Annotated in this window: 24 protein-coding genes and 1 rRNA gene; 19 read left to right on the top strand and 6 right to left on the bottom strand. The window is 69.9% G+C overall.

The features are described from left to right. Complete coding sequence (locus tag JN22_RS14565) at positions 1-852, bottom strand: MurR/RpiR family transcriptional regulator (protein ID WP_223677714.1); 852 nt, start codon at positions 850-852, stop codon at positions 1-3. A 221-nt stretch (positions 853-1,073) separates the two neighbouring features. On the opposite strand from JN22_RS14565, the gene JN22_RS14560 reads away from it, so the two are divergent. The 7 genes from JN22_RS14560 (at position 1,074) to JN22_RS14530 (ending at position 7,327) form a co-directional block, all read left to right on the top strand. Beyond that, entirely contained in the window at positions 1,074-1,877 is an 804-nt protein-coding gene (locus JN22_RS14560; protein ID WP_085554571.1) for a transporter substrate-binding domain-containing protein, read from the top strand. A gap of 156 nt (positions 1,878-2,033) precedes the next feature. Next, entirely contained in the window at positions 2,034-2,708 is a 675-nt protein-coding gene (locus JN22_RS14555; protein WP_085554570.1) for an amino acid ABC transporter permease, read from the top strand. Beyond that, positions 2,701-3,351 (top strand): amino acid ABC transporter permease, encoded by a 651-nt coding sequence (locus JN22_RS14550; RefSeq protein ID WP_085554569.1) that lies wholly within the window; start codon positions 2,701-2,703, stop codon positions 3,349-3,351. Before JN22_RS14555 ends, JN22_RS14550 begins: the two co-directional genes overlap by 8 nt. Further along, entirely contained in the window at positions 3,338-4,072 is a 735-nt protein-coding gene (locus JN22_RS14545; protein WP_085554568.1) for an amino acid ABC transporter ATP-binding protein, read from the top strand. Before JN22_RS14550 ends, JN22_RS14545 begins: the two co-directional genes overlap by 14 nt. 88 nt (positions 4,073-4,160) lie before the next feature. Beyond that, on the top strand, positions 4,161-5,171 hold the full coding sequence (locus JN22_RS14540) for a purine-nucleoside phosphorylase (RefSeq protein ID WP_085554567.1): 1,011 nt from the start codon (positions 4,161-4,163) through the stop codon (positions 5,169-5,171). A gap of 165 nt (positions 5,172-5,336) precedes the next feature. Continuing rightward, the gene (locus tag JN22_RS14535) at positions 5,337-6,035 is read left to right on the top strand and encodes a pirin family protein (RefSeq protein ID WP_085554566.1); all 699 of its coding nucleotides are present in this window, start codon (positions 5,337-5,339) and stop codon (positions 6,033-6,035) included. Between the two features lie 191 nt (positions 6,036-6,226). After that, positions 6,227-7,327 (top strand): alpha-hydroxy acid oxidase, encoded by a 1,101-nt coding sequence (locus tag JN22_RS14530; protein WP_085554565.1) that lies wholly within the window; start codon positions 6,227-6,229, stop codon positions 7,325-7,327. A gap of 114 nt (positions 7,328-7,441) precedes the next feature. Here the strand turns inward: JN22_RS14530 and rrf are convergent. The 4 genes from rrf to JN22_RS14510 form a co-directional block, all read right to left on the bottom strand. Then, positions 7,442-7,557: ribosomal RNA gene (gene rrf / locus JN22_RS14525) — 5S ribosomal RNA — on the bottom strand. A 127-nt stretch (positions 7,558-7,684) separates the two neighbouring features. Continuing rightward, the gene (locus JN22_RS14520; RefSeq protein ID WP_085554564.1) at positions 7,685-8,089 is read right to left on the bottom strand and encodes a BON domain-containing protein; all 405 of its coding nucleotides are present in this window, start codon (positions 8,087-8,089) and stop codon (positions 7,685-7,687) included. 46 nt (positions 8,090-8,135) lie between these two features. Beyond that, positions 8,136-8,456: a plasmid stabilization protein gene (locus JN22_RS14515; RefSeq protein ID WP_085554563.1), complete on the bottom strand. Its 321-nt coding sequence runs from the start codon at positions 8,454-8,456 to the stop codon at positions 8,136-8,138. Between the two features lie 79 nt (positions 8,457-8,535). Continuing rightward, complete coding sequence (locus JN22_RS14510; protein WP_085554562.1) at positions 8,536-9,129, bottom strand: TetR/AcrR family transcriptional regulator; 594 nt, start codon at positions 9,127-9,129, stop codon at positions 8,536-8,538. A gap of 126 nt (positions 9,130-9,255) precedes the next feature. On the opposite strand from JN22_RS14510, the gene JN22_RS14505 reads away from it, so the two are divergent. The 8 genes from JN22_RS14505 to JN22_RS14470 all read left to right on the top strand — a co-directional run bounded on the left by JN22_RS14505 (position 9,256) and on the right by JN22_RS14470 (position 19,895). Then, a complete protein-coding gene (locus JN22_RS14505; protein ID WP_085554561.1) occupies positions 9,256-10,011 on the top strand; it encodes an SDR family oxidoreductase in 756 nt (251 codons plus the stop codon). Positions 10,012-10,039: 28 nt separating this feature from the next. After that, the gene (locus JN22_RS14500; RefSeq protein WP_211099652.1) at positions 10,040-11,230 is read left to right on the top strand and encodes an acetyl-CoA C-acyltransferase; all 1,191 of its coding nucleotides are present in this window, start codon (positions 10,040-10,042) and stop codon (positions 11,228-11,230) included. A gap of 28 nt (positions 11,231-11,258) precedes the next feature. Next, positions 11,259-12,548, top strand: coding sequence for an MFS transporter (locus JN22_RS14495; protein ID WP_085554560.1), 1,290 nt, complete (start codon positions 11,259-11,261; stop codon positions 12,546-12,548). Between the two features lie 114 nt (positions 12,549-12,662). Further along, entirely contained in the window at positions 12,663-13,685 is a 1,023-nt protein-coding gene (locus tag JN22_RS14490; RefSeq protein ID WP_085554559.1) for a LysR family transcriptional regulator, read from the top strand. A gap of 278 nt (positions 13,686-13,963) precedes the next feature. After that, positions 13,964-14,815: an alpha/beta hydrolase gene (locus JN22_RS14485; protein ID WP_085554558.1), complete on the top strand. Its 852-nt coding sequence runs from the start codon at positions 13,964-13,966 to the stop codon at positions 14,813-14,815. 20 nt (positions 14,816-14,835) lie between these two features. Continuing rightward, positions 14,836-16,017 (top strand): efflux RND transporter periplasmic adaptor subunit, encoded by a 1,182-nt coding sequence (locus tag JN22_RS14480; protein ID WP_085554557.1) that lies wholly within the window; start codon positions 14,836-14,838, stop codon positions 16,015-16,017. Between the two features lie 25 nt (positions 16,018-16,042). Next, positions 16,043-19,246 carry an efflux RND transporter permease subunit gene (locus JN22_RS14475; RefSeq protein WP_085554556.1) on the top strand — a complete coding sequence of 1,068 codons (3,204 nt, stop codon included), beginning with the start codon at positions 16,043-16,045 and terminating at the stop codon, positions 19,244-19,246. Between the two features lie 118 nt (positions 19,247-19,364). Further along, the gene (locus tag JN22_RS14470) at positions 19,365-19,895 is read left to right on the top strand and encodes an arsenate reductase ArsC (protein ID WP_085554555.1); all 531 of its coding nucleotides are present in this window, start codon (positions 19,365-19,367) and stop codon (positions 19,893-19,895) included. 67 nt (positions 19,896-19,962) lie between these two features. Here JN22_RS14470 and JN22_RS14465 read toward each other — a convergent pair whose 3' ends face one another. After that, positions 19,963-20,268, bottom strand: a complete 306-nt coding sequence (locus JN22_RS14465) for a hypothetical protein (protein ID WP_143268301.1) — start codon at positions 20,266-20,268, stop codon at positions 19,963-19,965. 338 nt (positions 20,269-20,606) lie between these two features. Here JN22_RS14465 and JN22_RS14460 point away from each other — a divergent pair, with 338 nt between their 5' ends. The 4 genes from JN22_RS14460 (at position 20,607) to JN22_RS14445 (ending at position 25,251) form a co-directional block, all read left to right on the top strand. After that, positions 20,607-21,824: an ABC transporter substrate-binding protein gene (locus JN22_RS14460; RefSeq protein ID WP_085554553.1), complete on the top strand. Its 1,218-nt coding sequence runs from the start codon at positions 20,607-20,609 to the stop codon at positions 21,822-21,824. A gap of 35 nt (positions 21,825-21,859) precedes the next feature. Beyond that, positions 21,860-22,924, top strand: coding sequence for a phosphotransferase family protein (locus JN22_RS14455; RefSeq protein WP_211099651.1), 1,065 nt, complete (start codon positions 21,860-21,862; stop codon positions 22,922-22,924). A gap of 64 nt (positions 22,925-22,988) precedes the next feature. Next, the gene (locus JN22_RS14450; protein ID WP_085554552.1) at positions 22,989-24,251 is read left to right on the top strand and encodes an acyl-CoA dehydrogenase family protein; all 1,263 of its coding nucleotides are present in this window, start codon (positions 22,989-22,991) and stop codon (positions 24,249-24,251) included. 28 nt (positions 24,252-24,279) lie between these two features. Next, on the top strand, positions 24,280-25,251 hold the full coding sequence (locus tag JN22_RS14445) for an NADPH:quinone oxidoreductase family protein (protein ID WP_085554551.1): 972 nt from the start codon (positions 24,280-24,282) through the stop codon (positions 25,249-25,251). Positions 25,252-25,254: the final 3 nt, after the last annotated feature.

Below are 25,254 nucleotides of genomic sequence, written 5' to 3'. Positions count from 1 at the left end.
TCACAGCTCCCCCAGCGTCTCGTGCAGCCCCTCGATCTCCTGGATGCGCCCGCGCCCGGCGGCTCCGGTCAGCCGGATCAGCTCGGCGGCCAGCGCGTGGATCACCGCCATCACCGCGACATGGGTGTCGAGCGGCGCCAGGCTGCGGGTCTCGCAACGGAAGGTCAGCGGCGGGACCGGCTCCTCCAGGGGGGAATGGCTGTCGGCGATCAGGACGGTCGGAATGCCGCGCTGCCGTGCCGCCTGAAGCAGCCGGACGATGGCCGGCGGACGGCGCCGGATGCCGACCAGCAGCAGCGCGTCCTCCGTCCCGAGATCGGCCAGGGTCTCCGCCAGCGTCTCCCCGGCGCCGACCATCTGGTGGACGCCCGGACGCACCTGTATGAACTGCCAGCGGGCATAGCCCGCCAGGAACACGCTGTTGCGCGCGCCGCAGACCCAGACGCGCCGGGCTTCCGCCAACAGGCGGGCCGCCTGCTCCAGCGCCGCCGGATCGATGCGCCGGGCGGTCGCGGCGATGGCCTCGGCGCTGCGCTGGAAATGCGCCTCCACCGACGGAGCCGCCGCGTCCCCAGCCTCGGCCCCCCTCCCCGCTCCGGCGGGCTGGGCCAGCAGATAGAGCGGCGATCCCCATTCGGTGCCGCGCCGCGAGGCCAGCCGCGCCTCCTCGAAACTGGCGAAGCCGAGCCGGCGCACCAGCCGCGACACCGTCATCTTGGACACCCCGGCGCTCTGCGCCAGCTCCGTCGCCGAATAGCCGGACAGCTCGCCCGGACAGGCGAGGATCACGTCGGCCAGTTGCCGTTCCGTCCGGCTGAGTTCGGCGTAGCGGCCGCGGATGCGGACGGTCAATGCCTGTTCATTGGGCTTTTTGCTTGTCCGGTCGGTCATCTGCGCATCGATTGGGCAAGGTTGCACGCCGTTGTTTGGTTACACGGGTAACGCATTGGCTGATTTCTGGGATAAATGTAACAGTTCCGCCGCCTTAGGCCAACCGGCCCGTCCCTCCCCCGACGTGGCACGCCGTTTGAAATAGGACCGCACACCCCCCTTTCGGCTGGAGATCAGGTCCCATGCGGTTTGCGACGATACTCGGTGCGGTCGGCTTTGCCACGGCCCTTCTGACCGGCGGCCTGAACGGCGGTCTGATGGCGACGGCCCACGCCGACGCGCTGGAACGGATCACCAAGGACAAGGTGCTGCGCGTCGCGGTGCCGCAGGATTTCCCGCCCTTCGGCTCGGTCGGCACCGACATGAAGCCGGTCGGCTACGACATCGACACCGCCGCGCTGCTCGCCAAGGAGATGGGCGCCAAGGTCGAGCTGGTCCCCGTCACCAGCGCCAACCGCGTCCCCTACCTGACCACCGGCAAGGTCGACCTGATCATCTCCAGCCTGGGCAAGAACGCCGAGCGCGAGAAGGTCATCGACTTCTCGGTCGCCTACGCGCCCTTCTTCAACGGCGTCTTCGGCCCGGATTCGGTCAAGGCCGAGACGGTCGCCGACCTTGACGGCAAGACGGTCGGCGTCACCCGCGGCTCGGTCGAGGACATCGAGCTGTCGAAGCTCGTCTCCGACAAGGTCAGCGTCCGCCGCTACGAGGACAACAACGGCACCATCTCCGCCTTCCTGTCGGGGCAGGTCGAGCTGGTGGCGACCGGCAACGTCGTCGCCGCCGCGATCATGGAGCGCAAGCCGCCGCGCCTGCCGAACCTGAAGTTCCTGGTCAAGAACTCGCCCTGCTTCATCGGGCTGGGCAAGGACGAGGGGCCGCTGCTGGAGAAGGTCAACGCCATCCTGACCAAGGCGAAGGCCGACGGCTCGCTGGCCGCCATCGCCGAGAAGTGGCTGCACGCGCCGCTGCCCAAGGATCTGTGAGGACGGCCGCTTCCTACTGAAAAGCCCCTCTCCCCTCGTGGGAGAGGGGTTGGGGTGAGGGGGTGCAAACTTTCCGCCTGTGGCGGAACACCCCTCATCCCAACCCTTCTCCCGCAAGGGGAGAAGGGCTTTTTCCCCTCCGGCACGGACGACGCCATGGCCTACACGTTTGATTTCACCTCTCTGTGGGACTACGCGCCCGTGCTGGTCCACGGCGTCGCCACCACGGTCGGGCTGACCGTGGCCGGCACCGTGCTGGGGATGGGCATCGGCATCGCCGGGGCGGCGGCGCGCAATTCCGCCAACCGCCCGCTGCGCCTCGCGGTCGGCGCCTATGTCGAGCTGATCCGCAACACGCCCTTCCTGGTGCAGCTCTTCTTCATCTTCTTCGGCCTGCCGTCGCTCGGCATCCGCATGCCGGAATGGGCGGCGGCGGTGCTGGCGATGGTCGTCAACCTCGGCGCCTATTCGACCGAGATCGTCCGCGCCGGCATCGACGCCACCCCCAAGGGGCAGGTCGAGGCCGGCGCCAGCCTCGGCATGACCGGCCCGCAGATCTTCCGCCACATCGTCCTCGGCCCGGCGATGGGCAGGATCTGGCCGGCGCTGAGCAGCCAGATCGTCATCGTCATGCTGGGGTCCTCGGTCTGCTCGCAGATCGCGGCGGAGGAGCTGAGCTTCGCCGCCAACTTCATCCAGTCGCGCAACTTCCGCCCCTTCGAGGTCTATTTCGCGGCGACCGCGCTGTATCTTGCGCTCGCCGTGCTGACCCGCTGGATCCTGGCCCGGCTGGGCGACCGCCTGTTCCTGAAGGGAGCCGCCCGTGCTTGAGTTCACCTTCTGGGACATCCTGTCCAACCTGCTGCTGGCGGCGCGCTGGACCGTGCTGCTGTCGGTGATCGCCTTCGCCGCCGGAGGCCTCGCCGGGCTGCTGGTGCTGATGGCGCGCGTCGCCCCGGTGCCGCCGCTGCAACGGCTCGCCAAGCTCTACATCGAGCTGTTTCAGGGCACGCCGCTGCTGATGCAGCTCTTCATCGTCTTCTTCGCCCTGCCCCTGGTGGGCATCGAAACCTCGCCCTGGACGGCGGCGGCGCTGGCGCTGACGCTGTTCACCAGCGCCTACCTGGCCGAGATCTGGCGCGGCTGCGTCGAGGCGGTGCCGAAGGGCCAGTGGGAGGCCTCGGCCAGCCTCGCCATGGGCTTTTCCGAGCAGATGCGCTGGGTCGTGCTGCCGCAGGCGCTGCGCATCGCGGTGCCGCCGACGGTGGGCTTCTCGGTGCAGGTGGTGAAGGGAACGGCGGTCACCTCGATCATCGGCTTCGTCGAGATCACCAAGGCCGGCACCATGATCACCAACGCCACCTTCCAGCCCTTCCTGGTCTACGGCCTCGTCGGGCTGCTCTACTTCGCCCTCTGCTATCCCCTCTCGCTGTCGGCCAAGGCGCTGGAAAGGAAGCTCAATGTCGCTCGTTAAGCTCTCGGGCATCCGCAAGTCCTTCGGCTCCGTCGAGGTGCTGAAGGGCGTCGACATGACGGTCCGCGAGGGCGAGGTCGTCGCCATGATCGGGCGCAGCGGCTCCGGCAAGAGCACGCTGCTGCGCAGCGTCAACGGGCTGGAGCGCATCGACGCCGGCGTCATCGAGGTCGACGGCGAATGCGTCGATCCCGGCCAGATCGACCTGCGGGCGCTGCGCCTCAAGGTCGGCATGGTGTTCCAGCAGTTCAACCTGTTCCCCCACCTGTCGGCCGGCGAGAACGTGATGCTGGCGCTGAAGGTGGTGAAGAAGATGGGCAAGGCCGACACCCGCGCCGCCGCCGAGCAGGCGCTGGCCAAGGTCGGGCTCGGCCACAAGTTCGACGCCTACCCCTCGCAGCTTTCCGGCGGCCAGCAGCAGCGCGTCGCCATCGCCCGCTCGCTCGCCATGCAGCCGAAGGTGCTGCTGTGCGACGAGATCACCTCGGCGCTCGACCCCGAACTGGTCAACGAGGTGCTGTCGGTCGTCCGCAAGCTGGCCGAGGAGGGCATGACGCTGATCCTGGTGACGCACGAGATGCGCTTCGCCCGCGAGGTCTGCGACCAGCTCGTCTTCATGCATGGCGGGCGCATCATCGAGCAGGGACCGCCGGTCGCGCTGTTCGACCGCCCCTCCACCCCGGAACTGGCGCAGTTCGTCGGCATGGTGGACGCGCGCTGACCCGCGCGCGGGGAAGAACTTGCGACGTTTGACCGCACCCGCGTCCTGCCCCAGGATGCGGCCATCCTTTCGCTCATGGAGTTCGATCGTGTCGTTCACAGACGGTTGCCGGCGCCTCGCCCTGTCCTCCCTCCTGCTTCTGGGCCTCGGCACCACCGCGCAAGGAGCGGAGCCGGTCAAGGTCAAGGTCTTCGTCGGGGCCATGTTCGAGATCGGGAAGAACACCGGCGACCGCGCCGGCGAGTTCCAGAACTGGTACGAGCGCTACTGGCAGGCCAGCGAGCCGCTGACCGTCAAGGGCGCCCTCAACCCGGTCTACTGCAACGCCGACGGGGTGTGCGGCGCCGTGCTGGGCATGGGCAAGGTCAGCTCGTCGGCCTCGATGCAGGCGATCCTGCTCAACCCGCAGCTCGACCTGTCGCAGGCCTACTTCATCATCTCCGGCGTCGCCGGCACGCCGCCGTCGCGCGGCACCATCGGCGAGGTCAACTGGGCGACCTGGCTGGTCGATTACGACCTCGGCCACCGCTGGGCGCCGGAGGAGAACAAGCCGGGGGAACCGACCTTCATGCCGCGCAAGGGCTATGAATCGGTCCGTCTGTTCCAGATGAACCCGGCCCTGGTCAACTGGGCGATGAAGCTGACCGCCGACACGCCGCTGAAGGATTCCGAGTCCGCGCGCACCTACCGCCAGCGCTACCCGCAGGAGGCCGCGCGCCGCGCGCCCTTCGTCGGCACCGGCACCCACATGACCGGCGACACCTTCTTCCACGGCCCCGGCATGTCGGAGCAGGCGCAATACATCGCCAAGCTCTACGGCGCCGACGACTACGTCATCACCGAGATGGAGGCCGCGGCGATCACCCTGGTGATCAAGCGGCTCCAGGGCTCCGATCGGGTGATGAGCCTGCGCGGCGCCGTCAATTTCGACCAGGGCAACCCGAACGAGACCACCCTCCAGCATCTCGACCCCAAGCCCGGCGAAACCGCCGGCGGCTTCGCCGAGACGGTCGAGAACGTCGCCACGGTCGGCGCCCGGATGACCGACCACATCGTCGCCAACTGGAGCCAGTGGCAGGCCGGCGTTCCCGCACCGTAAGCCTGACCATCCCTCTATTGTCCTTTATTCAGGGACAATCATGTTCGTACAGGCATGATTGTCCCTGACCGGGCCGTTGCCACATGATGCGTCAACGAAGCGGCCCATCGGGCACGGCCTGATGAACACCGGGCCACGGTCCGAGGGGCGAGGAGGACTGTCATCATGATCACGATCCGTCATCGGGACGAGCGCGGTGTGGCGAACATGGGCTGGCTGAACAGCAGCCACAGCTTCTCGTTCGGCCACTACCACGACCCGCGCCAGATGGGGTTCCGGTCGCTGCGCGTCATCAACGAGGACCGCGTGATCCCCGGCGCCGGCTTCCCCACCCACGGCCACGCCAACATGGAGATCATCTCCTACGTGCTGGATGGGGCGCTGGAGCACAAGGACTCGATCGGCACCGGCTCGATCATCCGGCCCGGCGAGGTCCAGCGCATGAGCGCCGGCCGCGGCATCCGCCACAGCGAGTACAACGCCTCGCAGGAGAAATCCGTCCATTTCCTGCAAATCTGGATCCTGCCGGAAGCCCAGGGCCTCGCGCCCAGCTACGAGCAGAAGGCTTATCCGGAGGCCGAAAAGCGCGGAACGCTGCGTCTGGTCGGCTCGCGGGACGGCCGTGACGGCAGCGTGACGATCCACCAGGACGTCGACCTCCACGCCGCCCTGCTCGACGGCGATGAGAGCGCCAGCCTGGAGATCCGCCCCGGCCGCCACGCCTGGGTGCAGGTGGCGCGCGGTCAGGTCCATGTGAACGGGATCCTGCTGAAGGAGGGCGACGGCGCCGCCTTCAGCAACGAGCCCGTGGTGACGCTGGACAAGGCCGATCTCGCCGAGGTGCTGGTGTTCGATCTGGCCTGAGTCCTTCCCCCTCCCCCGCCCAGCGGGGGAGGACCGGGGGCGGGGGAGGACCGGGGGAAAGGGGGTACGGATCAACCACTCTCCCACCGCAATCGCCGCACCCCACGCGCAAACGCTGGCCGGAGCCGTGGAAAGCGCGTACATCTGGGTTCTCGCGAACGCGAACTATTCGCATTTTCCACGAGCACCCCATGATCCCGTCCGACATCGCCGCCGTCACCGATTACGAGGCGCACGCCCAAGCCCGCATGACGGAGCAGGCGTGGGCCTACATCGCCGGCGGCTCGGCCGACGAGATCACCGTCCGCTGGAACCGGGAGGCGTTCTCGCGCCTGAAGCTCCAGGCCCGCGCCCTGCCCGATGTGCGCGACGTCGACACACGGGTGACGCTGTTTGGCCGGACGCCGTTCGAACAAACGCTGGCCCACCCGATCCTGCTCGCCCCCACCGCCTACCACAAGCTGGCCCACCCGGACGGCGAACGGGCGACCGTGCTCGCCGCCGCCGCGCTGGAGGCCGCCATGGTCGTCAGCACCCAGGCCAGCGTCTCGCTGGAGGATGTCGCCGCCGAGGCGCGGGCCTCGCAAAGCCGGGCGCCCCTGTGGTTCCAGCTCTACCTGCAAGCCGACCATGGCCTCAGCGGCGCGCTGGTGCGGCGGGCCGAGGCGGCGGGCTATCAGGCGCTGGTGGTGACGGTCGATGCGCCGGTCAGCCTGCGCAACCGCGAACAGCGCGTCGGCTTTACCCTGCCGCCGGGGATCGAGGCGGTGAATGTGCGCAACCAGCCCGCCCCCCCGGCGCCCGCGGACGGGCGCGCCGCCCTGCGCCACCTGCTCGCCACCGCCGCCGGCTGGCCGGACATCGCCTGGCTGCGCGGCTTCACCATGCTGCCGATTCTGGTGAAGGGCATCACCAACCCGGAGGATGCCGAGCGCGCCATCGCCCACGGGGCCGACGGCATCATCGTGTCGAATCATGGCGGGCGGGTGCTCGACACCGTGCCGGCGACCATCGACGTCCTGCCCGCCATCGCCGACCGGGTCGCCGGGCGGGTGCCGCTGCTGCTCGACGGCGGGGTGCGGCGCGGCACCGACATCGTCAAGGCGCTGGCGTTGGGGGCGTCGGCGGTGCTGATCGGGCGCCCATACCTGCACGGGCTCGCGGTCGGCGGCGCCGTCGGCGTCGCGCATGTGCTGACGATCCTGCGCACCGAGCTGGAGGTCGCCATGGCTCTCACCGGCCGCCCGACCCTGGCCGCCATTGACCGGACCGTCCTGTGGCCGGAGAGTTGACGGAAGCGTTCCGCCCACGAAAAAGCCCACCGGCGCGGCTGCGCGGGTGGGCTTTTGTTTCGTTCGGAACACGCGACGCCTGTCGGTTCGACGGGTGTCTCCTGTGCCTGAGCGACCTGGCGGCGACCTACTCTCCCACGCCTTAAGACGCAGTACCATCGGCGCAGAGGCTTTTCACGGCCGAGTTCGGGATGGGATCGGGTGTTTGGCACCTCGCCATGACCACCAAGTCACCGAGGCACAAGACCGACACCGCCTTCCGAACCAACTCGCTTCGCGTGTCCACAACGGAGCGCTTATGTACGCGCCCGGCTCCGCTGGGTCAAGCACGAAAACGCGGCCGGCGCACGAATCCCGTCAGTCGCGGCCATCCGCCGGCAGCGGGGTCTTGCCGAGCACCATCGAGGTCGATTCCAGTGCCTCGATCATGCCGGCGCGGGCGGGGGCGCCCGGCCCGGTGACGCTGCCCTGCCAAGCCTCGCGGCCGGCGCGCAGATCGTTCTGCACATGGGTGACGCCGGACACGGCCTCGGCGATGTCCTCGGCCCGGTGCCTGGCGGCGCGGTCCTCGACCGTGCCGGCCAGAGTCACCTCGCCCTGCGCGACCGAGACGTCGATGTCCGTCGCGTCGATGCGGGGGTCGTCGGTCAGCCGGTCGATGATGTCCTCGCGGATGCGTTCGTCGGAGCGGCGGTAGCCGCGCGGCCCGACACCGCGGAAGTTGGCCGCCGGCCCCTCCCGCTCCCAATCCTGACGATGCATGGAATCGCTCTCCTTCTCTGCCGCTGGAGCCGTGATTCGGAACCGCTCAGCCGCCGTGGGCGTGATGCTCGGCGTTGCGCTTGCGGGTCGCCGCCGCCTTTTTGGCCGAGGCCGACCGCTCGGCCGCCGGACGCGAGGCCGACGCCTCGCCACCCTTCTCCCCGCCCTTGTGGGCGGCGGGATGGCCGGTGTGGGCGCCGCGTCCGGACCCGCTCTTCTTGCCGCCGCCGTCGTCCTTGTTGACGGTGGCCCAGGCCCGGCGCTCGGCCTCCTCCGCCGGAACGCCGCGCTTCTCGTAGCTTTCCTCGATGTGCTCGGCCTTGCGGATCTGCTTGTCCGTGTAGGCCGACTTGTCGCCGCGTGGCATGGCCGTCTCCCTTGCAGCGAAATGCGGTGGGTTCTCCCCCACCAACAGGACGGCGCGCCGGTGGGTTCCCCGCGACCGCTCAGCCCGCTCCGCGTCCCAGCGCGCGGAGCTGGACGCGGAGCGCCGCCAGGATCTCCGCCGACAGCCCCGGCTCGGCCCGCGCGGTGGCGCGGGCCAGCGCCATGCCGCCGACCAGAGCCGACACGATGGCGATGGCGCGGGCGCGGCGGCCGGCCTCATCCGCCTCTCCGTCCGGCAGGCGTTGCGCCACCACATCGAAGAAGCGCTCGACGCCGACGCCGAAACGCTCCTGCACCGCCGGGTCCAGCCGGCCCACCTCCATGGCGAAGATCGACATCGGGCAGCCACCGTCGGGGCGGTCGCGGTGCAACTCGCTCAGGTAGCGCGTCAGGAAGGCATCGAGCGCCCCGTCCGGCGACACCTCGTCGGCCGGCAAGCGGGTCAGGCTCTCCGCGAAGGCGGCCTCGCACGCCTCGGCGGCCAGCGCGTCCTTCGAGGCGAAATGACCGTAGAAGCCGCCATGGGTCAGGCCGGCGGCCTTGGTGATCTCCGCCACCCCGACCTTGTCGAAGCCGCGCTCGCGGAACAGGCGCCCCGCCGCCTTGACGATGGCGGCGCGGTTCTCCGCCGCCTTCTCCTTCGAAACCTTCACGTCCTCACCTCGCGCATGGCTGCCGCGCCTCCGCGGAGGGGGCGCCGGCGGTTATTCATGATGGACATCATTAATAACCGCATTCATGATGACCATCATCATAACTCATCGGGCATGGAGCGGACAATGACGGACATGAGCGGCGGCGTCGCCCTGGTCACCGGCGGCACCTCGGGCATCGGGCGGGCGACCGCGCTGGCCTTCGCCAAGGCGGGCGCCACGGCGATCGTCACCGGCCGGCGCGAGGCCGAGGGGCTGGAAACCGTGGAACTGGCGGCGCGGGCCGGCGGGCGCGCCGTCTTCGTGGCGGCCGACGTCGCCGACGCCGCATCGGTCGCCGAACTGTTCGCCCGCATCGAGCGCGACCATGGCCGGCTCGACTACGCCTTCAACAACGCCGGCATCCATTTCAACCGCGCGCTGGCCGAGACGACCGAGGACGAGTTCGACCGCATGGTCGCCGTCAACGTCAAGGGCGTCTGGCTGTGCCTGAAGCACGAGCTGCCGATCATGCTGCGGCAGGGCAAGGGCGCCATCGTCTCGACCGGCTCGGTGCTGGGCCAGATCGGGCTGGCCGGCAACAGCGTCTATTCGGCCAGCAAGGCGGCGGTCGAGGGCATGACCCGCAGCGCCGCCATCGAGGTCGCCAAGTCGGGCGTGCGGATCAACGCCGTCTGCCCGGCGATCATCCAGACGCCGATGAGCGCCGGCTCCTTCGGCGGCGAGGAGGCGGTGAACGCGGCGCTCGGGCCGCTGCACCCGGTCGGCCGGGTCGGCCAGCCGCGCGAGGTCGCCGACACCGTGGTCTGGCTGTGCTCCGACGCCGCCTCCTTCATCACCGGCCAGTCGATCAACGTCGACGGCGGCCTGACGGTGCAGTGACCCCCACACGCTCAGGGAGTTCATGATCATGGACGTCAACGATCCCGTCGTCATCGTCGCCGCCGCGCGCACGCCGCTCGGCCGTTTCCAGGGCGAGCTGTCGGCCCTGCCCGCCCACGCGCTGGGCGCCCACGCCGTCCGCGCCGCTCTCTCCCGTGCCGGCTTGGCGCCGGAGCGCGTCGACGAGGTTCTGCTCGGCTGCGTGCTGCCCGCCGGCCAGGGACAGGCCCCCGCCCGGCAGGCGGCGCGCGCCGCCAGCCTGCCCGACGCCACCGGCGCCACCACCATCAACAAGGTCTGCGGATCCGGCATGAAGGCGACGATGCTCGCCCACGACCTGATCCGCGCCGGCTCGGCCGACATCGTGGTTTCCGGCGGCATGGAATCCATGTCCAACGCCCCCTACCTGCTGGCCAAGGCGCGCGGCGGCTACCGCGTCGGGCACGACCGCATCCTCGACCACATGATGCTCGACGGGCTGGAGGACGCCTATGAGGGCGGCCGGCCGATGGGCGATTTCGGCGAGGCGACCGCCGAGCTGTACGGCTTCACCCGCGCCGAGCAGGATTCCTACGCCATCGGGACGCTGACGCGCGCCAGAGCCGCCATCGAAAGCGGCGCCTTCGCCGCCGAGATCGCCCCCGTCACGCTCGCCGCCAAGGGCGGCGACCGGCTGGTGGCGGACGACGAGAATCCGCTGAAGGTCTCGCCGGAGAAGATCCCCGGCCTGAAGCCGGCCTTCCGTCCCGACGGCACCATCACGGCGGCCAGTTCGTCAGCCAACGCCGACGGGGCGGCGGCGCTGGTGCTAACCCGCCGCTCGCTGGCCGACCGCGAAGGGCTGCCGGTGCTGGCGACCATCCTCGGCCACGCCACCCACAGCCAGGACCCGGCCTGGTTCACCACGGCGCCGATCCCGGCGATCCGCAAGCTGCTCGACCGCGTCGGCTGGAGCGTCGGCGACGTCGATCTGTTCGAGATCAACGAGGCTTTCGCCGTCGTCGCCATGGCGGCGCAGCGCGACCTCGGCATTCCGCGCGACGCGCTGAACGTCAACGGCGGCGCCTGCGCGCTGGGCCATCCCATCGGCGCCACCGGCGCGCGGCTGATCGTGACGCTGCTGCACGCGCTGGCCGCGCGGGGCTTGCGGCGCGGCGTCGCATCCTTGTGCATCGGCGGCGGCGAGGCCACCGCCATCGCGGTCGAACGGCCCCTCTGACCTTTCCCGCCAGACCGGATCCTCATCCATGCTGTCCTCCCCCGTCGCCGCCGCGCTGGCGCGGCGCAACATCCATTACGGCTGGGCCGTCGTCGGCGTCACCTTCCTGACCATGCTGGTGTCGGCGGGTGCGGTCGGCGCCCCCGGCGTGCTGCTGCTGCCGCTCCAGCGCGAGTTCGGCTGGTCCACCGCCGACATCTCGGTGGCGCTCGCCATCCGCCTGCTGCTGTTCGGCCTGATGGGGCCGTTCGCCGCCGCGCTGATCAACCGCCACGGCGTCAAGCGGATGGTGCTGTCGTCGCTGACGCTGGTCAGCGCCGGGCTGCTGGCGTCGCTCGCCATGCGCGAGGTCTGGCAGCTGATCCTGCTGTGGGGCGTCGTCGTCGGCTTCGGCACCGGGCTGACCGCCATGGTGCTGGGCGCCACCGTGGCGACGCGCTGGTTCAGCCGGCGGCGCGGGCTGGTCGTCGGGCTGCTGACCGCCAGCTCGGCCACCGGGCAGCTCGTCTTCATGCCGCTGCTGTCGATGCTGACCGAACGGCTGGGCTGGCGGGTGGCGCTGGCGCTGCTCTGCGCGCTGCTGTGGGTGGCGGCGCTGGCCGTGCTCGCCCTGATGCGCGACCGCCCGTCCGACCTCGGGCTGGCGGCCTATGGCGAGGAGGGCGGAGCGGTTGCCCCGCCGGCCCCGGCCGGAGCGGTGGTGGCCGCCGCGCTGGGCGCCCTGCGCGACGCGTCGAGGACGCGGGTCTTCTGGGTGCTGTTCGCCACCTTCTTCATCTGCGGGGCAAGCACCAACGGGCTGATCCAGACCCACCTGATCCCGCTCTGCGTCGATTTCGGCGTGCCGGAGGTGCGGGCCGCCGGGCTGCTGGCGCTGATGGGAATCTTCGACTTCGTCGGCACCGTCGCGTCGGGCTGGCTATCCGACCGCTACGACAACCGCTGGCTCTTGTTCTGGTACTACGGCCTGCGCGGGGTGTCGCTGCTGTTCCTGCCCTATTCCGACTTCACGCTGTACGGCCTGTCGCTGTTCGCGGTGTTCTACGGGCTGGACTGGATCGCCACCGTGCCGCCGACCGTCCGGCTCACCGCCGAACGCTTCGGGCGGGAGCGCGCCAACCTCGTCTTCGGCTGGATCTTCGCCGGGCACCAGATCGGCGCCGCCTGCGCCGCCTTCGGGGCCGGCTACGCCCGCAGCACGCTGGACAGCTACCTGCCGGCCTTCTTCGTCGCCGGCCTGCTCTGTCTCGTCGCCGCGCTGCTGGTTCCGACGCTGGGCCGCCGGCCGGAAGCCGCCAAGCCGGTGCCGGCCACCTGACGCCACCATTCACCAAAGCCCCATCGACTTCGGGCCGGGTCGTGCTTAGATAGGCGCACCCGGCCCGTCCCATTTTTCGGCGACGCGCCGCCCCACTGCGTCGATGGACCGCCCATGGACAAACTGCACGCGATGCGCGTCTTCGTCCGCGTCGTCGAGGTCAACAGCTTCACCAAGGCCGCCGACACGCTGGGCCTGCCGCGCGCCTCGGTGACGACGACCATCCAGAACCTGGAGGCGGCGCTCGGCGTGCGCCTGCTGCAACGGACGACGCGCAAGCTGAGCCTGACGCTCGACGGCGCCGCCTATCTGGAGGGCGCCACCCGCATCCTGTCCGACCTGGAGGAGATCGAAACCTCCTTCACCAGCGCCCGCAAGACTCCGCGCGGGCGGCTGCGGGTGGACATGCCGGGCTCCGTCGGACGGCTGATCATCATCCCGACCATCCACGAGTTCCACGCCCGCTACCCCGACATCGAGATCATGATCGGGATGAGCGACCGCCCCATCGACCTGATCCAGGAGGGGGTGGATTGTGTGCTGCGGGTCGGCGATCTGGCGGATTCGAGCCTGATCGCCCGCCGGGTCGGCGCCTTCCGCCCCGTCACCGTCGCCAGCCCGTCCTACCTTTCCCGCTACGGCACGCCGACGACCATCGAGGAGCTGGAGGGGCACGTCGCCGTCAACTACTTCACCCGCACCGGCAAGATGCACGAGATGAGCTTCGAGCGCGACGGCGTCACCCACGAGGTGAAGCTGAACGGCCCGGTCTCGGTCAACGACGCCGACGCCTACGTCACCTGCGCGCTGGAGGGGCTGGGAATCGGGCAGGTGGCGCGCTTCATGGCGCTGCCGCATCTGCGCAGCGGCGCCCTGGTCGAGATCCTGAAGGAGTGGCGGCCGGAGCTGATGCCGATCTCGGCGCTCTACCCGCACAACCGCCACCTGTCGCCGAAGGTCCGCGCCTTCGTCGATTGGGTCGCCGAGCTGTTCGAGGGCTGTCCGCTGATGCAGGGCGAGGAGATCGAGGGCTACGACTGCCCGGAGCGGGGGATGCAGAAGGAGGCGCAGAAGGCCCCGGTAGCGGTGGGCACCGTCGCGATGGATTCGGAAACCGCCTGCCTCTGCGTGGTGTGATCCCGATTTCCCCTCTCCCGCCCCGGGAGAGGGTGGCCCGAAGGGCCGGGTGAGGGGCTACCGGGCGTGGTGCGCAATCCATGTTCCGATAGCCCCTCACCCTCCCCGCTTCTCGGGTCCCCTCCCTCTCCCGGGACGGGAGAGGGCGTTCAAACCGCCCCCGATTGTTCATGCCATCCGAATTGTGTTGGCGTTGACGGCGTATTTATTCCGATCCCGCTGGCGACCACACTCCATCCTGTTGCAATGCGGGAGGGGTGCCGAGGCACCAGCGGATCATGGGTCGGTCATCGGACCAGTCGAAAGCACGCAAAACCGAAACGGCACCCTGCCCGCTCGCGGTCGATGAGCGGACCATCGCCGGCCACGCCCAGGACATCCGGCTGCGGCTCTACCGGCCGCTGATCGGGTTGACCGTCCCGGCCCTGCTCTACCTGCACGGCGGCGGCTTCACCTCCGGCTCGCTGGAGGAAGCGGAGAGCGCCGCCGCCGCCATCGCCGAGAGCGTACCGGCGCTGGTCGTCTCGGTCGGCTACTCGCTGGCCCCGGCCCATTGCTTCCCCACCGCCGCCCACGACGCTCACCGCGCCGCCCTGTGGACCGCCGGCGCCGCCCGCGAACTGAACATCGCCAAGGGCGGCATCGGCGTCGCCGGCCACGACGCCGGCGGCCATGTCGCCGCCTCGCTGACCTTCCTGGCCCGCGACCAGGGCGACGTGGACATCCGCGCCCAGGCCCTGCTCGGTCCGATGCTCGACCCCAGCCTGACGCGGGCCGGCGACGCGCGGGCGGTGCAGTCCGACGTCCCGGCCGCCACCTACGCCCGCTGCTACCGCGCCTATCTGCCGGAGGCGGCGCAGCGCCTGCACCCCTACGCCGCCCCGCTCGATTCCCGCCGGCTGGCCGGGCTGCCACCCGCGCTGATCGTCACCGCGCAGAACGACGTGCTGCGCATCGAGGCCGAGCATTACGCCGCCAACCTGATCGAAGCCGGCGTCTCCACCGAGGTCACCCGCTTCCCCGCCATCTCGCACGCCGCCCTGCCCGGCCACCGCCCGGCGCTGCTGGCGGTCGCCGACTTCTTCCGCCGCCGCCTGTCCCCCGTGGACAGCGCCGCCGCCACCGCTTGACTCCCCCAGGAGATGTTCCAATGACGCTGTCCCGTTCGAAGCTCGCCCTTCTTCTCGCCGCCGGTGCCGCCACCGCCGCCGTCACCGGTTTCGCCACCACCCAGGGCCACGCCGACGCCCCCGCGGCGGCCACCGCCGCCCCGCCGCCGCCCGAGGTGGACGTGGCGCCGGTCGTCGCCCGCAAGATCACCGACTGGCAGTCCTACTCCGGCCGGCTGGAGGCGGTCGACCGGGTGGAGGTCCGCCCGCAGGTGTCCGGCGCCATCACCGCCGTGCATTTCCGCAACGGCGCCCTGGTGAAGAAGGGCGACGTCCTCTTCACCATCGACCCGCGCCCGCACGTCGCCGAGGTGGCGCGGGCCGAGGCCCAGCTCGCCGCCGCGCAGTCGGCGGTGCGCTTCACCGCCGCCGACCTCGACCGCGCCCAGCGGCTGGTGCAGAACAACACCGTCTCGCGCCAGACGCTGGACGAGAAGGACAACACCGCCCGCGAGGCCGCCGCCAACCTGAAGGCGGCGCAGGCCGCCCTCGACCTCGCCCGCATCGACCTGGAGCACACCCAGGTGACGGCGCCGATCTCCGGCCGCGTCTCGCGCGCCGAGTTCACGGTCGGCAACGTCGTGGCGTCGGGCGCCTCGGCGGCGCCGCTGACGACGCTGGTCTCGGTCTCGCCGATCTACGCCTCCTTCGACGTCGACGAGCAGACCTACCTGCGCCACATCGCCAACGTGAAGGACAAGGCCGACGTGCCGGTCCATCTCGGCCTCGCCAACGAAAGCGGCTATTCGCGCGACGGCGTCGTCGAGCATGTCGACAACCGGCTCGACGCCGTGTCGGGCACCATCCGCGTGCGCGCCAAGTTCGACAACCCGGACGGGATGCTGGTGCCCGGCCTCTACGCCCGCATCAAGGTCGGCGGCAGCACCCCGCACGACGCGCTGATGGTCGAGGACCGCGCCATCAACACCGACCAGGACAAGAAATTCGTCCTCGTCGTCGGCGGCGACGACACCGTGCAGTACCGCGCCATCGTCCCCGGTTCGGCGCAGAACGGGCTGCGGGTGGTGCAGAGCGGGCTTTCGGCCGGCGAGCGCATCGTCGTGAACGGCACCCAGCACGCCCGTCCCGGCGCCCGCATCAGCCCCAAGCTGGTCGCCATGGGCAACCCCGACGCCGCCGTCCAGACCGCCTCCAAGCCATGATCCGGGTCCCGCCGGGAGAGCCATCATGAACATCTCGAAATTCTTCATCGACCGCCCGATCTTCGCGGGCGTGCTGTCGGTGGCGCTGTTCCTGGCGGGAGCGATCTCGCTGTTCCAGTTGCCGATCTCCGAATACCCGGAGGTCGTCCCGCCGTCGGTCGTCGTCCGCGCCCAGTTTCCGGGCGCCAACCCCAAGGTCATCGCCGAGACGGTCGCCTCCCCGCTGGAGGAGCAGATCAACGGCGTCGAGAACATGCTGTACATGCAGTCGCAAGCCAACAGCGACGGCAACATGGCGCTGACCGTGACCTTCAGGCTGGGCACCGACCCGGACAAGGCGCAGCAGCTCGTGCAGAACCGCGTGTCGCAGGCGCTGCCGCGCCTGCCGTCCGACGTGCAGCGACTGGGCGTGACGACGGTGAAAAGCTCGCCCACGCTCACCATGGTCGTGCATCTGCTGTCGCCCAACGACCGCTACGACATGACCTACCTGCGCAACTACGCCATCCTCAACGTCAAGGACCGGCTGAGCCGGATCTCGGGCGTCGGCGAGGTGCAGGTGTGGGGGGCCGGCGACTATTCGATGCGCGTCTGGCTCGACCCCAACAAGGTCGCCCAGCGCGGCCTGACCGCGTCCGACGTGGTGGCGGCGATCCGCGAGCAGAACGTCCAGGTCGCGGCCGGCGTCATCGGCGCCTCGCCGTCGCTGCCCGACACGCCGCTCCAGCTCTCGATCAACGCGCAAGGGCGCCTGAAGACGCCGGAAGAATTCGGCTCGATCGTCCTCAAGACCGGGGGCCAAGGGAGCAATGCGCAAGGCGGCGTCACCTACCTGCGCGACGTCGCCCGCGTCGAGCTGGCGGCGGCGCAGTACGGCCTGCGCTCGCTGCTCGACAACAAGCCGGCGGTGGCGCTGGGCATCAACCAGTCGCCCGGCGCCAACGCGCTGGCGATCTCCGACGCGATCCGCGCGACGATGGCCGACCTCAAGGCCGACATGCCGGACGGCGTCGATTTCTCCATCGTCTACGACCCGACGCAGTTCGTGCGGTCGAGCATCGACGCGGTGATCCACACGCTGCTGGAGGCCGTGGCGCTGGTCGTGCTGGTCGTCATCGTCTTCCTCCAGACCTGGCGCGCCTCAATCATCCCGCTGCTGGCGGTCCCGATCTCCATCGTCGGCACCTTCTCGCTGATGCTGGGGCTGGGCTACTCGATCAACGCGCTGTCGCTGTTCGGCATGGTGCTGGCGATCGGCATCGTGGTGGACGACGCCATCGTCGTCGTCGAGAACGTCGAGCGCAACATCGAGAACGGCCTGTCGGCCAAGGAGGCCACCTACCGCGCCATGCAGGAGGTCAGCGGCCCGATCATCGCCATCGCGCTGACGCTGGTCGCCGTCTTCGTGCCGCTCGCCGCCATGTCCGGCCTGACCGGCGAATTCTACAAGCAGTTCGCAATGACCATCGCGATCTCCACCGTGATCTCCGCCTTCAACTCGCTGACCCTGTCGCCGGCGCTTGCCGCCGTGCTGCTGCGCGGCCACGACCAGCCGCAGGACTGGCTGACCCGCGCGATGAACAAGGTCTTCGGCGGCTTCTTCCGGCTGTTCAACCGGGTGTTCCACCGGGCGTCCGACGGCTACGGTCGCGGCGTCGGCGGGGTGGTGCGCCACAAGGGCCTGATGATGGTCGTCTATGTCGGGCTGCTGGCGGTGACGGTGCTGCTCGGCCGCGCCGTGCCGATGGGCTTCGTCCCGGCCCAGGACAAGGAATACCTCATCAGCTTCGCCCAGCTTCCCAACGGCGCCTCGCTCGACCGCACCGAGGCGGTGATCCGCCAGATGACCGACATCGCGCTGGCCCGCCCCGGCGTGCAGAGCGCCGTCGCCTTCCCCGGCCTGTCGGTCAACGGCTTCACCAACAGCTCCAGCGCCGGCATCGTCTTCGTCACGCTGAAGCCCTTCGCCGAGCGCCACGACCCGTCGCTGTCGGCCGCCGCCATCGCCGGCGACCTGCAGAAGCGCTACGCCGGCCTGAAGGAGGCCTTCGTCGCCATCTTTCCGCCGCCGCCGGTGATGGGTCTCGGCACGCTGGGCGGCTTCAAGATGCAGTTGGAGGACCGTGGCGCGCTCGGCTACGAGGCGCTGAACGCGGCGGTCAATGCCTTCGTCGCCAAGGCGATGCAGACGCCGGAGCTGGGGCCGAGCTTTTCCAGCTACCAGATCAACGTGCCGCAGCTCGACGTCGATCTCGACCGCGTGAAGGCCAAGCAGCAGGGCGTCGCCATCGGCGAGGTGTTCGACACCATGCAGATCTATCTGGGTTCCCTCTACGTGAACGACTTCAACAGCTTCGGCCGGGTCTACCAGGTCCGTGTCCAGGCCGACGCGCCCTTCCGCGCCGAATCCGCCGACATCGGCCTGTTGAAGACCCGCAACGCCCAGGGCGACATGGTGCCGCTCTCCTCGCTGGTCACCGTGAAGCAGAGCTACGGGCCGGAGATGGTGGTGCGCTACAACGGCTACACCGCCGCCGACATCAACGGCGGCGCCGCGCCCGGCTACTCCTCGGGACAGGCGCAGGCGGCGGCCGAGCGCATCGCGGCGGAAACCCTGCCGCGCGGCGTGCGGTTCGAATGGACCGACCTGACCTACCAGGAGATCCTGGCCGGCAACGCGGCGCTGTGGGTCTTCCCCATCAGCATCCTGCTGGTCTTCCTGGTGCTGGCGGCGCAGTACGAGAGCCTGACCCTGCCGCTCGCCATCCTGCTGATCGTGCCGATGAGCCTGGGGTCGGCGCTGGCCGGGGTGTGGCTGACGGGGGGCGACAACAACATCTTCACCCAGATCGGCTTCATGGTGCTGGTCGGCCTGTCGGCGAAGAACGCCATCCTGATCGTCGAGTTCGCCCGCGAGCTGGAGCATCAGGGGCGCAGCGTCGTGCAGGCCGCCATCGAGGCCAGCCGGCTGCGGCTGCGGCCCATCCTGATGACCTCGATCGCCTTCATCATGGGCGTGGTGCCGCTGGTGACCTCGACCGGGGCCGGCTCCGAGATGCGCCACGCGATGGGTGTCGCGGTGTTCGCCGGGATGATCGGCGTCACCCTGTTCGGTCTGGTGCTGACACCGGTCTTCTATGTCCTGCTGCGCAAGATGGCGGGGGCCGGGAAGCCGGCGGCGGCGGAGCCGTTCAACGGGGCTCTGGCCCACGGGCATGGGGACGATTGAAGGCAAGGGAACCGCCTTCCCCTGACACAAAAGGTTGATTTGAGAAGCGACGGGCGGGCGCGGCAGGATGCCGTCGCCCGCTCCGCCGTTGTGACGGGCCGAACCTTCGAGGTGGGCCATGACCGACAAGACCTACAACGTGCTGTTCCTCTGCACCCACAATTCCGCGCGCAGCGTCATGGCGGAATGCCTGCTGCGCCGCTGGGGCGCCGGGCGCTTCAACGCCTTCTCCGCCGGCAGCTTCCCGTCGGGCACCGTCAACCCGCACACGATCGCCACGCTGAAGGCGTTCAATCACAAGACCGACGGCCTGCGTTCCAAGAGCTGGGACGAGTTCGCCCAAGCCGGCACCCCGGTGATGGATTTCGTCTTCACCGTCTGCGACCAGACGGCCGGCGAGCTCTGCCCGGTCTGGCCGGGCGCCCCGCTGACCGCCCATTGGGGGGTCGAGGATCCCGCTGCCGCCGGGGGCGGCGAGGACAAGACGATGAAGGCCTTCCGCCGCGCCTACGTCGAACTGGAAAGCCGCATCAAGATCTTCTCCAGCCTGCGGGTCGAGGCGCTCGACAATCTGACCCTGCAAAGCTCCCTGCACCTGATCGGCACCGTGCGCGGCCCGCAGGACGAGGCGCAGCCCACCGGCGCCTGACCTCCGGCACCGGCAAGGACAGGGGGCCGCGCCGGCCCCCCGCTGTCGTTTCGATGAACCCGCCCGCTCACGCGAAATCACGACCGGCGGGGAGGCGGCCGCCCCCGATCCCGTCGGACCGCCGGGAAGGCGGGTGGAACCTGTCATCCCTCGTCAGACCGCCACAAACGGCGTCATAGAAGGCGCTGTCGAACACGTGGTCGAAGCGGTCGCGCAGATCGAGAAACGGATCGCCGCTGCGGAAGAAGCCCGACATGGCCGGCATGCCGGCCCAGCGGTTCAAGGGAACCGCCACCAGCGTTCCGATCGGTCTGGTCCTCCCCATCGTCCACGGCGCGGCCTGCGGCCTGCTGGGCGGCGTCTGCGTCGGCATGGTGTCCTCCATCGCTGGATGTCACCCGGCTCCCGGAGCGCGGCATCCCCGGCGCCAGCGCACCCGAGCCGTTCGAGGCGGAAGTGTCCGCCGATCACGGACCGATGAAAAGATCCTCAAAGGCACTAGAGGCACAAGGTCGCACCCGGTTCCGGCCTGCGGACCGCCCGCCGCCCCGGCCCTCCCTGGCGCTTGCCGGAAGCGGTCCATGAAAGGGCTTGACAGCCTCGCCCGAAGACCGGATGGTTACTTTGTCGGACAAACGGATAAACCGATATCCGGCCAAGCGGAACGCTTGCTGCGAAAGCACCAAACAAAAATCTGGGGAGTAAACGGCTATGAAGCGATACGGCGCCCAGCTTCTCGGTCTGGCGATGCTCGCCTCCGCGCCAACGGGGGCGGCGATTGCCGAGATTCCCGAGCGCGGGATCACGATCGGCGTGCTGACCGATCTCAGCGGGGTCTACACCGACCTGACCGGCAAGGGATCGGTCGAGGCCGCCAGGATGGCGGTGGAGGATTTCGGCGGAACCATCAACGGCAAGCCGATCCGCATCCTGGCGGCCGACGGCCAGAACAAGGCCGACGTCGGCGCCGCCATCGCCCGCAAATGGATCGACGAGGACAAGGTCGATGCCATCGCCGACACCCCCAACACCTCGATCGCGCTGGCGGTGCAGGAGATCACCCGCAACACCAACAAGGTTCTGCTGAACACGGGCGCCGGCTCGACCATCTTCACCAACAAGGCCTGCTCGCCGACCGCCTTCCAGTGGGTCTACGATTCCTACGCCATGGCCTACGGCACCGCGAAGTCGGTGATCGCCGAGGGCGGGACGAGCTGGTACTTCCTGACCGCCGACTACGGCTTCGGCCATTCGCTGGAGAAGGATGCCAGCGAGGTCGTCAACGCCGCCGGCGGCAAGGTGCTGGGCAGCGCCCGCCACCCGCTCAACAGCTCCGACTTCTCCTCCTTCCTGCTCCAGGCCCAGGCGTCCGGCGCCAAGGTGATCGGGCTGGCCAACGCCGGCGGCGACTTCATCAATTCGATCAAGCAGGCGCGCGAGTTCGGCATCGGCGGCGAGGGGCAGCGGCTGGCCGCGATGATCACCTTCATCACCGACATCCACGCGCTGGGACTGGAGGCCTCCAAGGGGCTGCTGCTGACCACCGGCTTCTACTGGGACATGGACGAGCGCAACCGCGCCTGGTCGGAGCGCTGGTCCAAGCGCATGGAGGGGCGCAAGCCGACCATGCTGCACGCCGGCGTCTATTCGGCGGTCCTGCATTACCTGCGCGCCGCCAAGGCCGCCGATTCCACGGCCGGCGACGCCGTCGCCGCGAAGATGCGCGAGCTGCCGATCGACGATTTCTTCGCCCGCAACGGGGCGATCCGTGCCGACGGCCGGATGATCCACGACATGTATCTGGCGCAGGTCAAGACCCCGCAGGAATCCAAGGGGCCGTGGGACTATTTCAAGATCCTGCGCACCATCCCGGCGGCCGAGGCCTTCATGCCGCTGTCGCGCAGCGAGTGCCCGATGGTCAGGAAGTGACCGCGGCCAACTGACCTCAAGAGGATAGAACAGCCATGACCGTGGCCATGACCGCGCAGGAAGACGGCGGAGCCTTGCCCGCCAACGGCTTCGGCACGGCCGAGCTGGAACGGCACCTCGCCGGCGCGGTGCCGTCCTTCCAGGGCCCGATCACCCTGGAGCGGATCTCGGGCGGGCAGTCGAACCCGACCTTCTTCGTCACCTCGCCCACCCACCGGCTGGTCCTGCGCAAGCAGCCGGGCGGAACGGTGCTGCCCTCGGCCCACGCGGTGGACCGCGAGCATCGCATCCAGGACGCGCTGCGCGGCAGCGACGTCCCGGTTCCCCACATGGTGCATTTCTGCGGCGACGCCTCGGTGATCGGCACGCCCTTCTACGTGATGGAACGGCTCGACGGCCGGGTCTTCGCCGACTGCCGGCTGGCCGAAGCGCCACGGGAGGAGCGGGCCGCCATGTACCGCTCGGCGGCGGAGATGCTGGCGCGCCTGCACGCGGTGGACTGGCGCGCCGCCGGGCTCGACGGCTACGGCCGGCCCGACGGCTATTTCGAGCGGCAGGTCGCGCGCTGGACCCGGCAATGGACCCAGTCGCGCACCCGCGACCTTCCGGAGATCGAGCGTCTGATCGAGTGGCTGCCCCAGCATTTCCCGGCCGCCGGGCCGGCCACCATCGCGCACGGCGATTTCCGCATCGGCAACCTGATGTTCCACCCCACGGAGCCGCGCGTCGTCGCCGTGCTGGACTGGGAGCTGTCGACGATCGGCGACGCGATGGCCGACGTCGCCCATTTCGCCCTGACCTGGGAGACGCGGCCCGACGAGTATGGCGGGCTGCTCGGCGAGGATCTCGCCGCCCAGGGGCTGCCGTCCCAGGCCGACTTCCTGTCCTGGTATGGTGCCGCCGGCGGGCGGGCGGAGCGCTTCACCCGCTTCCACACGGTGTTCGCGCTGTTCCGCTTCGCGGTCATCTTCGAGGGCATCGCCGACCGGGCGAGAAACGGCAACGCCGCCTCGGCCGAGGCGGCCGAGGTCGGCCGGCTGTCGGCGAACTTCGCCCGGCGCGCGGCGGAACTGGCCGAAGGCGGCGCCCGGCCGCTCTGACGGCCAAACTCGAAAACGCAGAACCGGGCGGAACGCGCCGGACCAGAACAGAAAGGAAGACGGGATGGATTTCGCCTATTCGGACAAGGTCGAGGGGCTGCGCGCGCGCCTGGACGACTTCATGCGGACCCATGTCCTGCCCGCCAACACCGAGTGGCACCGCGCCGTCGAGGACGGCCGCTACCCGCTGGAGCTGGTCGACCGGCTGAAGGCGAAGGCCTACGCCGAGGGTCTGTGGAACCTCTTCCTGCCGGCCCTGCGCGACGACGAGCCGGGCACCCGGCTGACCAACCTGGAATACGCGCCGCTGGCCGAGATCATGGGCCGGCTGCCCTGGGCGTCGGAGCTGTTCAACTGCAACGCCCCCGACACCGGCAACATGGAAATCCTCCACATGTTCGGCACGCCGGACCAGAAGGCGCGCTGGCTGGCGCCGCTGCTCGACGGCACGATCCGCTCCTGCGTCGGCATCACCGAACCGGACACCGCCTCGTCGGACCCGACCAACCTCCAGACGACGATCCTGCGCGACGGCGACTCCTTCGTCATCAACGGGCGGAAATGGTTCACCACCGGGGCCAGGCACCCCAACGCCCGTTTCGTCATCGTCATGGGCCTGTCCGACCCGCGCCCCGACGCCGACCCGCACGCACGCCACTCGATGGTCATCGTGCCCTTCGACACGCCCGGCGTCCGCGTCGTCCGCGACGTGCCGATCATGCACCACCACGCCCCGGAGGGGCATTGCGAGGTGTTGTTCCGCGACGTGCGCGTGCCGGCGGCGAACCTGCTGGGCGAGGAGGGCAAGGGCTTCGCCATCGCCCAGGCGCGGCTCGGCCCCGGACGGGTGCACCATTGCATGCGCACCATCGGCCAGTGCGAGCTGGCGCTGGAACTGATGATGGAGCGCGCGCTGGAGCGCCGCACCTTCGGCCGCCACTTGGCCGATTACGCCAACATCCAGGACTGGATCGCCGAATCCCGCATCGAGATCGACCAGTTGCGGCTCCAGGTGCTGCGGGCGGCGTGGCTGATGGACCGCGCCGGCAACCACGCGGCGCGCGTCGAGGTGTCGGCGATCAAGGTCGGCGCCGCGCGTCTCCAAACCCGCGTGGTCGACCGGGCCATGCAGGTGTTCGGGGCGATGGGGCTGACGCCGGACACGCCGCTGTCCTTCCTGTGGACCTGGGGCCGGGCGCTGCGCTTCATCGACGGGCCCGACGAGGTCCATCTGCGCACCATCGCCCGCGACGAGCTGAAGAAGGCCAAGGGGCGGCGCGGGGAATCGCTGGCCTATCTGGTCACGCCGCGCGAGCATCTGGCGTGAAGGACAGCCCGGAAAAAGGAGGAACGCCATGAAGGCCTGGACCGTGGAGCGCATCGCCGAGGACGGCGCGATGGCGTTCACTGAACAGCCGCGCCCGGCGGCCGGCGGCGGCCAATGCGTGATCCGTGTCGAGGCGGCGGGGGTCAACTTCCTCGACACGCTGATGATCCGCGGCCAGTACCAGGTGAAGCCGCCGCTCCCCTTCACGCCGGGGATCGAGGTGGCCGGCACGGTGGTGGAGGCCGGCCCCGGCAGCCCTTACCGCGAAGGCGACCGGCTGTGCGCCCTGCTCGACCATGGCGGCTTCGCCGAATACGCGCGGGTGCCGCGCGTCGGGTCGGAGCGCATCCCCGACGACTTCCCGATGCGCGAGGCCGTCGCCCTGCCGATCATCTACCCGACCGCCCATCTGGCGCTGCGCCACCGCGCCAACCTGCAAGCGGGGGAGACCGTGCTGGTCCATGCCGGGGCCGGCGGCGTCGGATCGGCCGCTATCCAGCTCGCCAAGCATTGGGGCGCGCGGGTGATCGCCACCGCCGGCGGGCCGGACAAGACGGCGCTATGCCGGGAACTGGGCGCCGATCTGGTGATCGACTACACGGCCGAGCCGCTGGTCGAGGCCGTGCGGGCGGCGACCGGCGGGGCCGGGGTGGACGTGGTGGTCGATCCGGTGGGGGGCAAGGTGGCGACCGACAGCCTGCGTTGCCTTGCCTGGGGCGGCCGGCTGGTGATCGTCGGCTTCGCCGGCGGCGCCATCGCCGACCTGCCGGCCAACCGGCTGCTGCTGAAGAACGCGGCGGCGCTCGGCGTCTTCTGGGGCGAGTACCGGCGCCACCACCCGGAACTGATCGCGCCGCTGTTCGCCGAGCTGTTCGAGCTGCGCCGCGCCGGCATCATCAAGCCGCTGATCCGCGACGTCTTCCCCTTGGCCGACGCACCCAAGGCGCTGGAGGCGCTGGGCGCACGCCGCACCGTCGGCAAGGTCGTCCTGGTGCCGTGAGGG

It is taken from the genome of Azospirillum agricola (genome assembly GCF_020005195.1).
GTDB classification, from domain to species: domain Bacteria; phylum Pseudomonadota; class Alphaproteobacteria; order Azospirillales; family Azospirillaceae; genus Azospirillum; species Azospirillum agricola.
Note: the sequence above shows the minus strand (reverse complement) of the source record. Positions and strands in the feature narration are given on the sequence as shown.

Excerpts from the sequence above, each read along its gene's own strand:
- JN22_RS14560 (WP_085554571.1), top strand. The coding sequence starts at position 1,074 with ATGCGGTTTGCGACGATACTCGGTGCGGTCGGCTTTGCCACGGCCCTT.
- JN22_RS14555 (WP_085554570.1), top strand. The coding sequence starts at position 2,034 with ATGGCCTACACGTTTGATTTCACCTCTCTGTGGGACTACGCGCCCGTG.
- JN22_RS14545 (WP_085554568.1), top strand. The coding sequence starts at position 3,338 with ATGTCGCTCGTTAAGCTCTCGGGCATCCGCAAGTCCTTCGGCTCCGTC.
- JN22_RS14535 (WP_085554566.1), top strand. The coding sequence starts at position 5,337 with ATGATCACGATCCGTCATCGGGACGAGCGCGGTGTGGCGAACATGGGC.
- JN22_RS14530 (WP_085554565.1), top strand. The coding sequence starts at position 6,227 with ATGATCCCGTCCGACATCGCCGCCGTCACCGATTACGAGGCGCACGCC.
- JN22_RS14520 (WP_085554564.1), bottom strand. The coding sequence starts at position 8,089 with ATGCATCGTCAGGATTGGGAGCGGGAGGGGCCGGCGGCCAACTTCCGC.
- JN22_RS14515 (WP_085554563.1), bottom strand. The coding sequence starts at position 8,456 with ATGCCACGCGGCGACAAGTCGGCCTACACGGACAAGCAGATCCGCAAG.
- JN22_RS14505 (WP_085554561.1), top strand. The coding sequence starts at position 9,256 with ATGACGGACATGAGCGGCGGCGTCGCCCTGGTCACCGGCGGCACCTCG.
- JN22_RS14500 (WP_211099652.1), top strand. The coding sequence starts at position 10,040 with ATGGACGTCAACGATCCCGTCGTCATCGTCGCCGCCGCGCGCACGCCG.
- JN22_RS14495 (WP_085554560.1), top strand. The coding sequence starts at position 11,259 with ATGCTGTCCTCCCCCGTCGCCGCCGCGCTGGCGCGGCGCAACATCCAT.
- JN22_RS14490 (WP_085554559.1), top strand. The coding sequence starts at position 12,663 with ATGGACAAACTGCACGCGATGCGCGTCTTCGTCCGCGTCGTCGAGGTC.
- JN22_RS14485 (WP_085554558.1), top strand. The coding sequence starts at position 13,964 with ATGGGTCGGTCATCGGACCAGTCGAAAGCACGCAAAACCGAAACGGCA.
- JN22_RS14480 (WP_085554557.1), top strand. The coding sequence starts at position 14,836 with ATGACGCTGTCCCGTTCGAAGCTCGCCCTTCTTCTCGCCGCCGGTGCC.
- JN22_RS14475 (WP_085554556.1), top strand. The coding sequence starts at position 16,043 with ATGAACATCTCGAAATTCTTCATCGACCGCCCGATCTTCGCGGGCGTG.
- JN22_RS14470 (WP_085554555.1), top strand. The coding sequence starts at position 19,365 with ATGACCGACAAGACCTACAACGTGCTGTTCCTCTGCACCCACAATTCC.
- JN22_RS14465 (WP_143268301.1), bottom strand. The coding sequence starts at position 20,268 with ATGCCGACGCAGACGCCGCCCAGCAGGCCGCAGGCCGCGCCGTGGACG.
- JN22_RS14460 (WP_085554553.1), top strand. The coding sequence starts at position 20,607 with ATGAAGCGATACGGCGCCCAGCTTCTCGGTCTGGCGATGCTCGCCTCC.
- JN22_RS14455 (WP_211099651.1), top strand. The coding sequence starts at position 21,860 with ATGACCGTGGCCATGACCGCGCAGGAAGACGGCGGAGCCTTGCCCGCC.
- JN22_RS14450 (WP_085554552.1), top strand. The coding sequence starts at position 22,989 with ATGGATTTCGCCTATTCGGACAAGGTCGAGGGGCTGCGCGCGCGCCTG.
- JN22_RS14445 (WP_085554551.1), top strand. The coding sequence starts at position 24,280 with ATGAAGGCCTGGACCGTGGAGCGCATCGCCGAGGACGGCGCGATGGCG.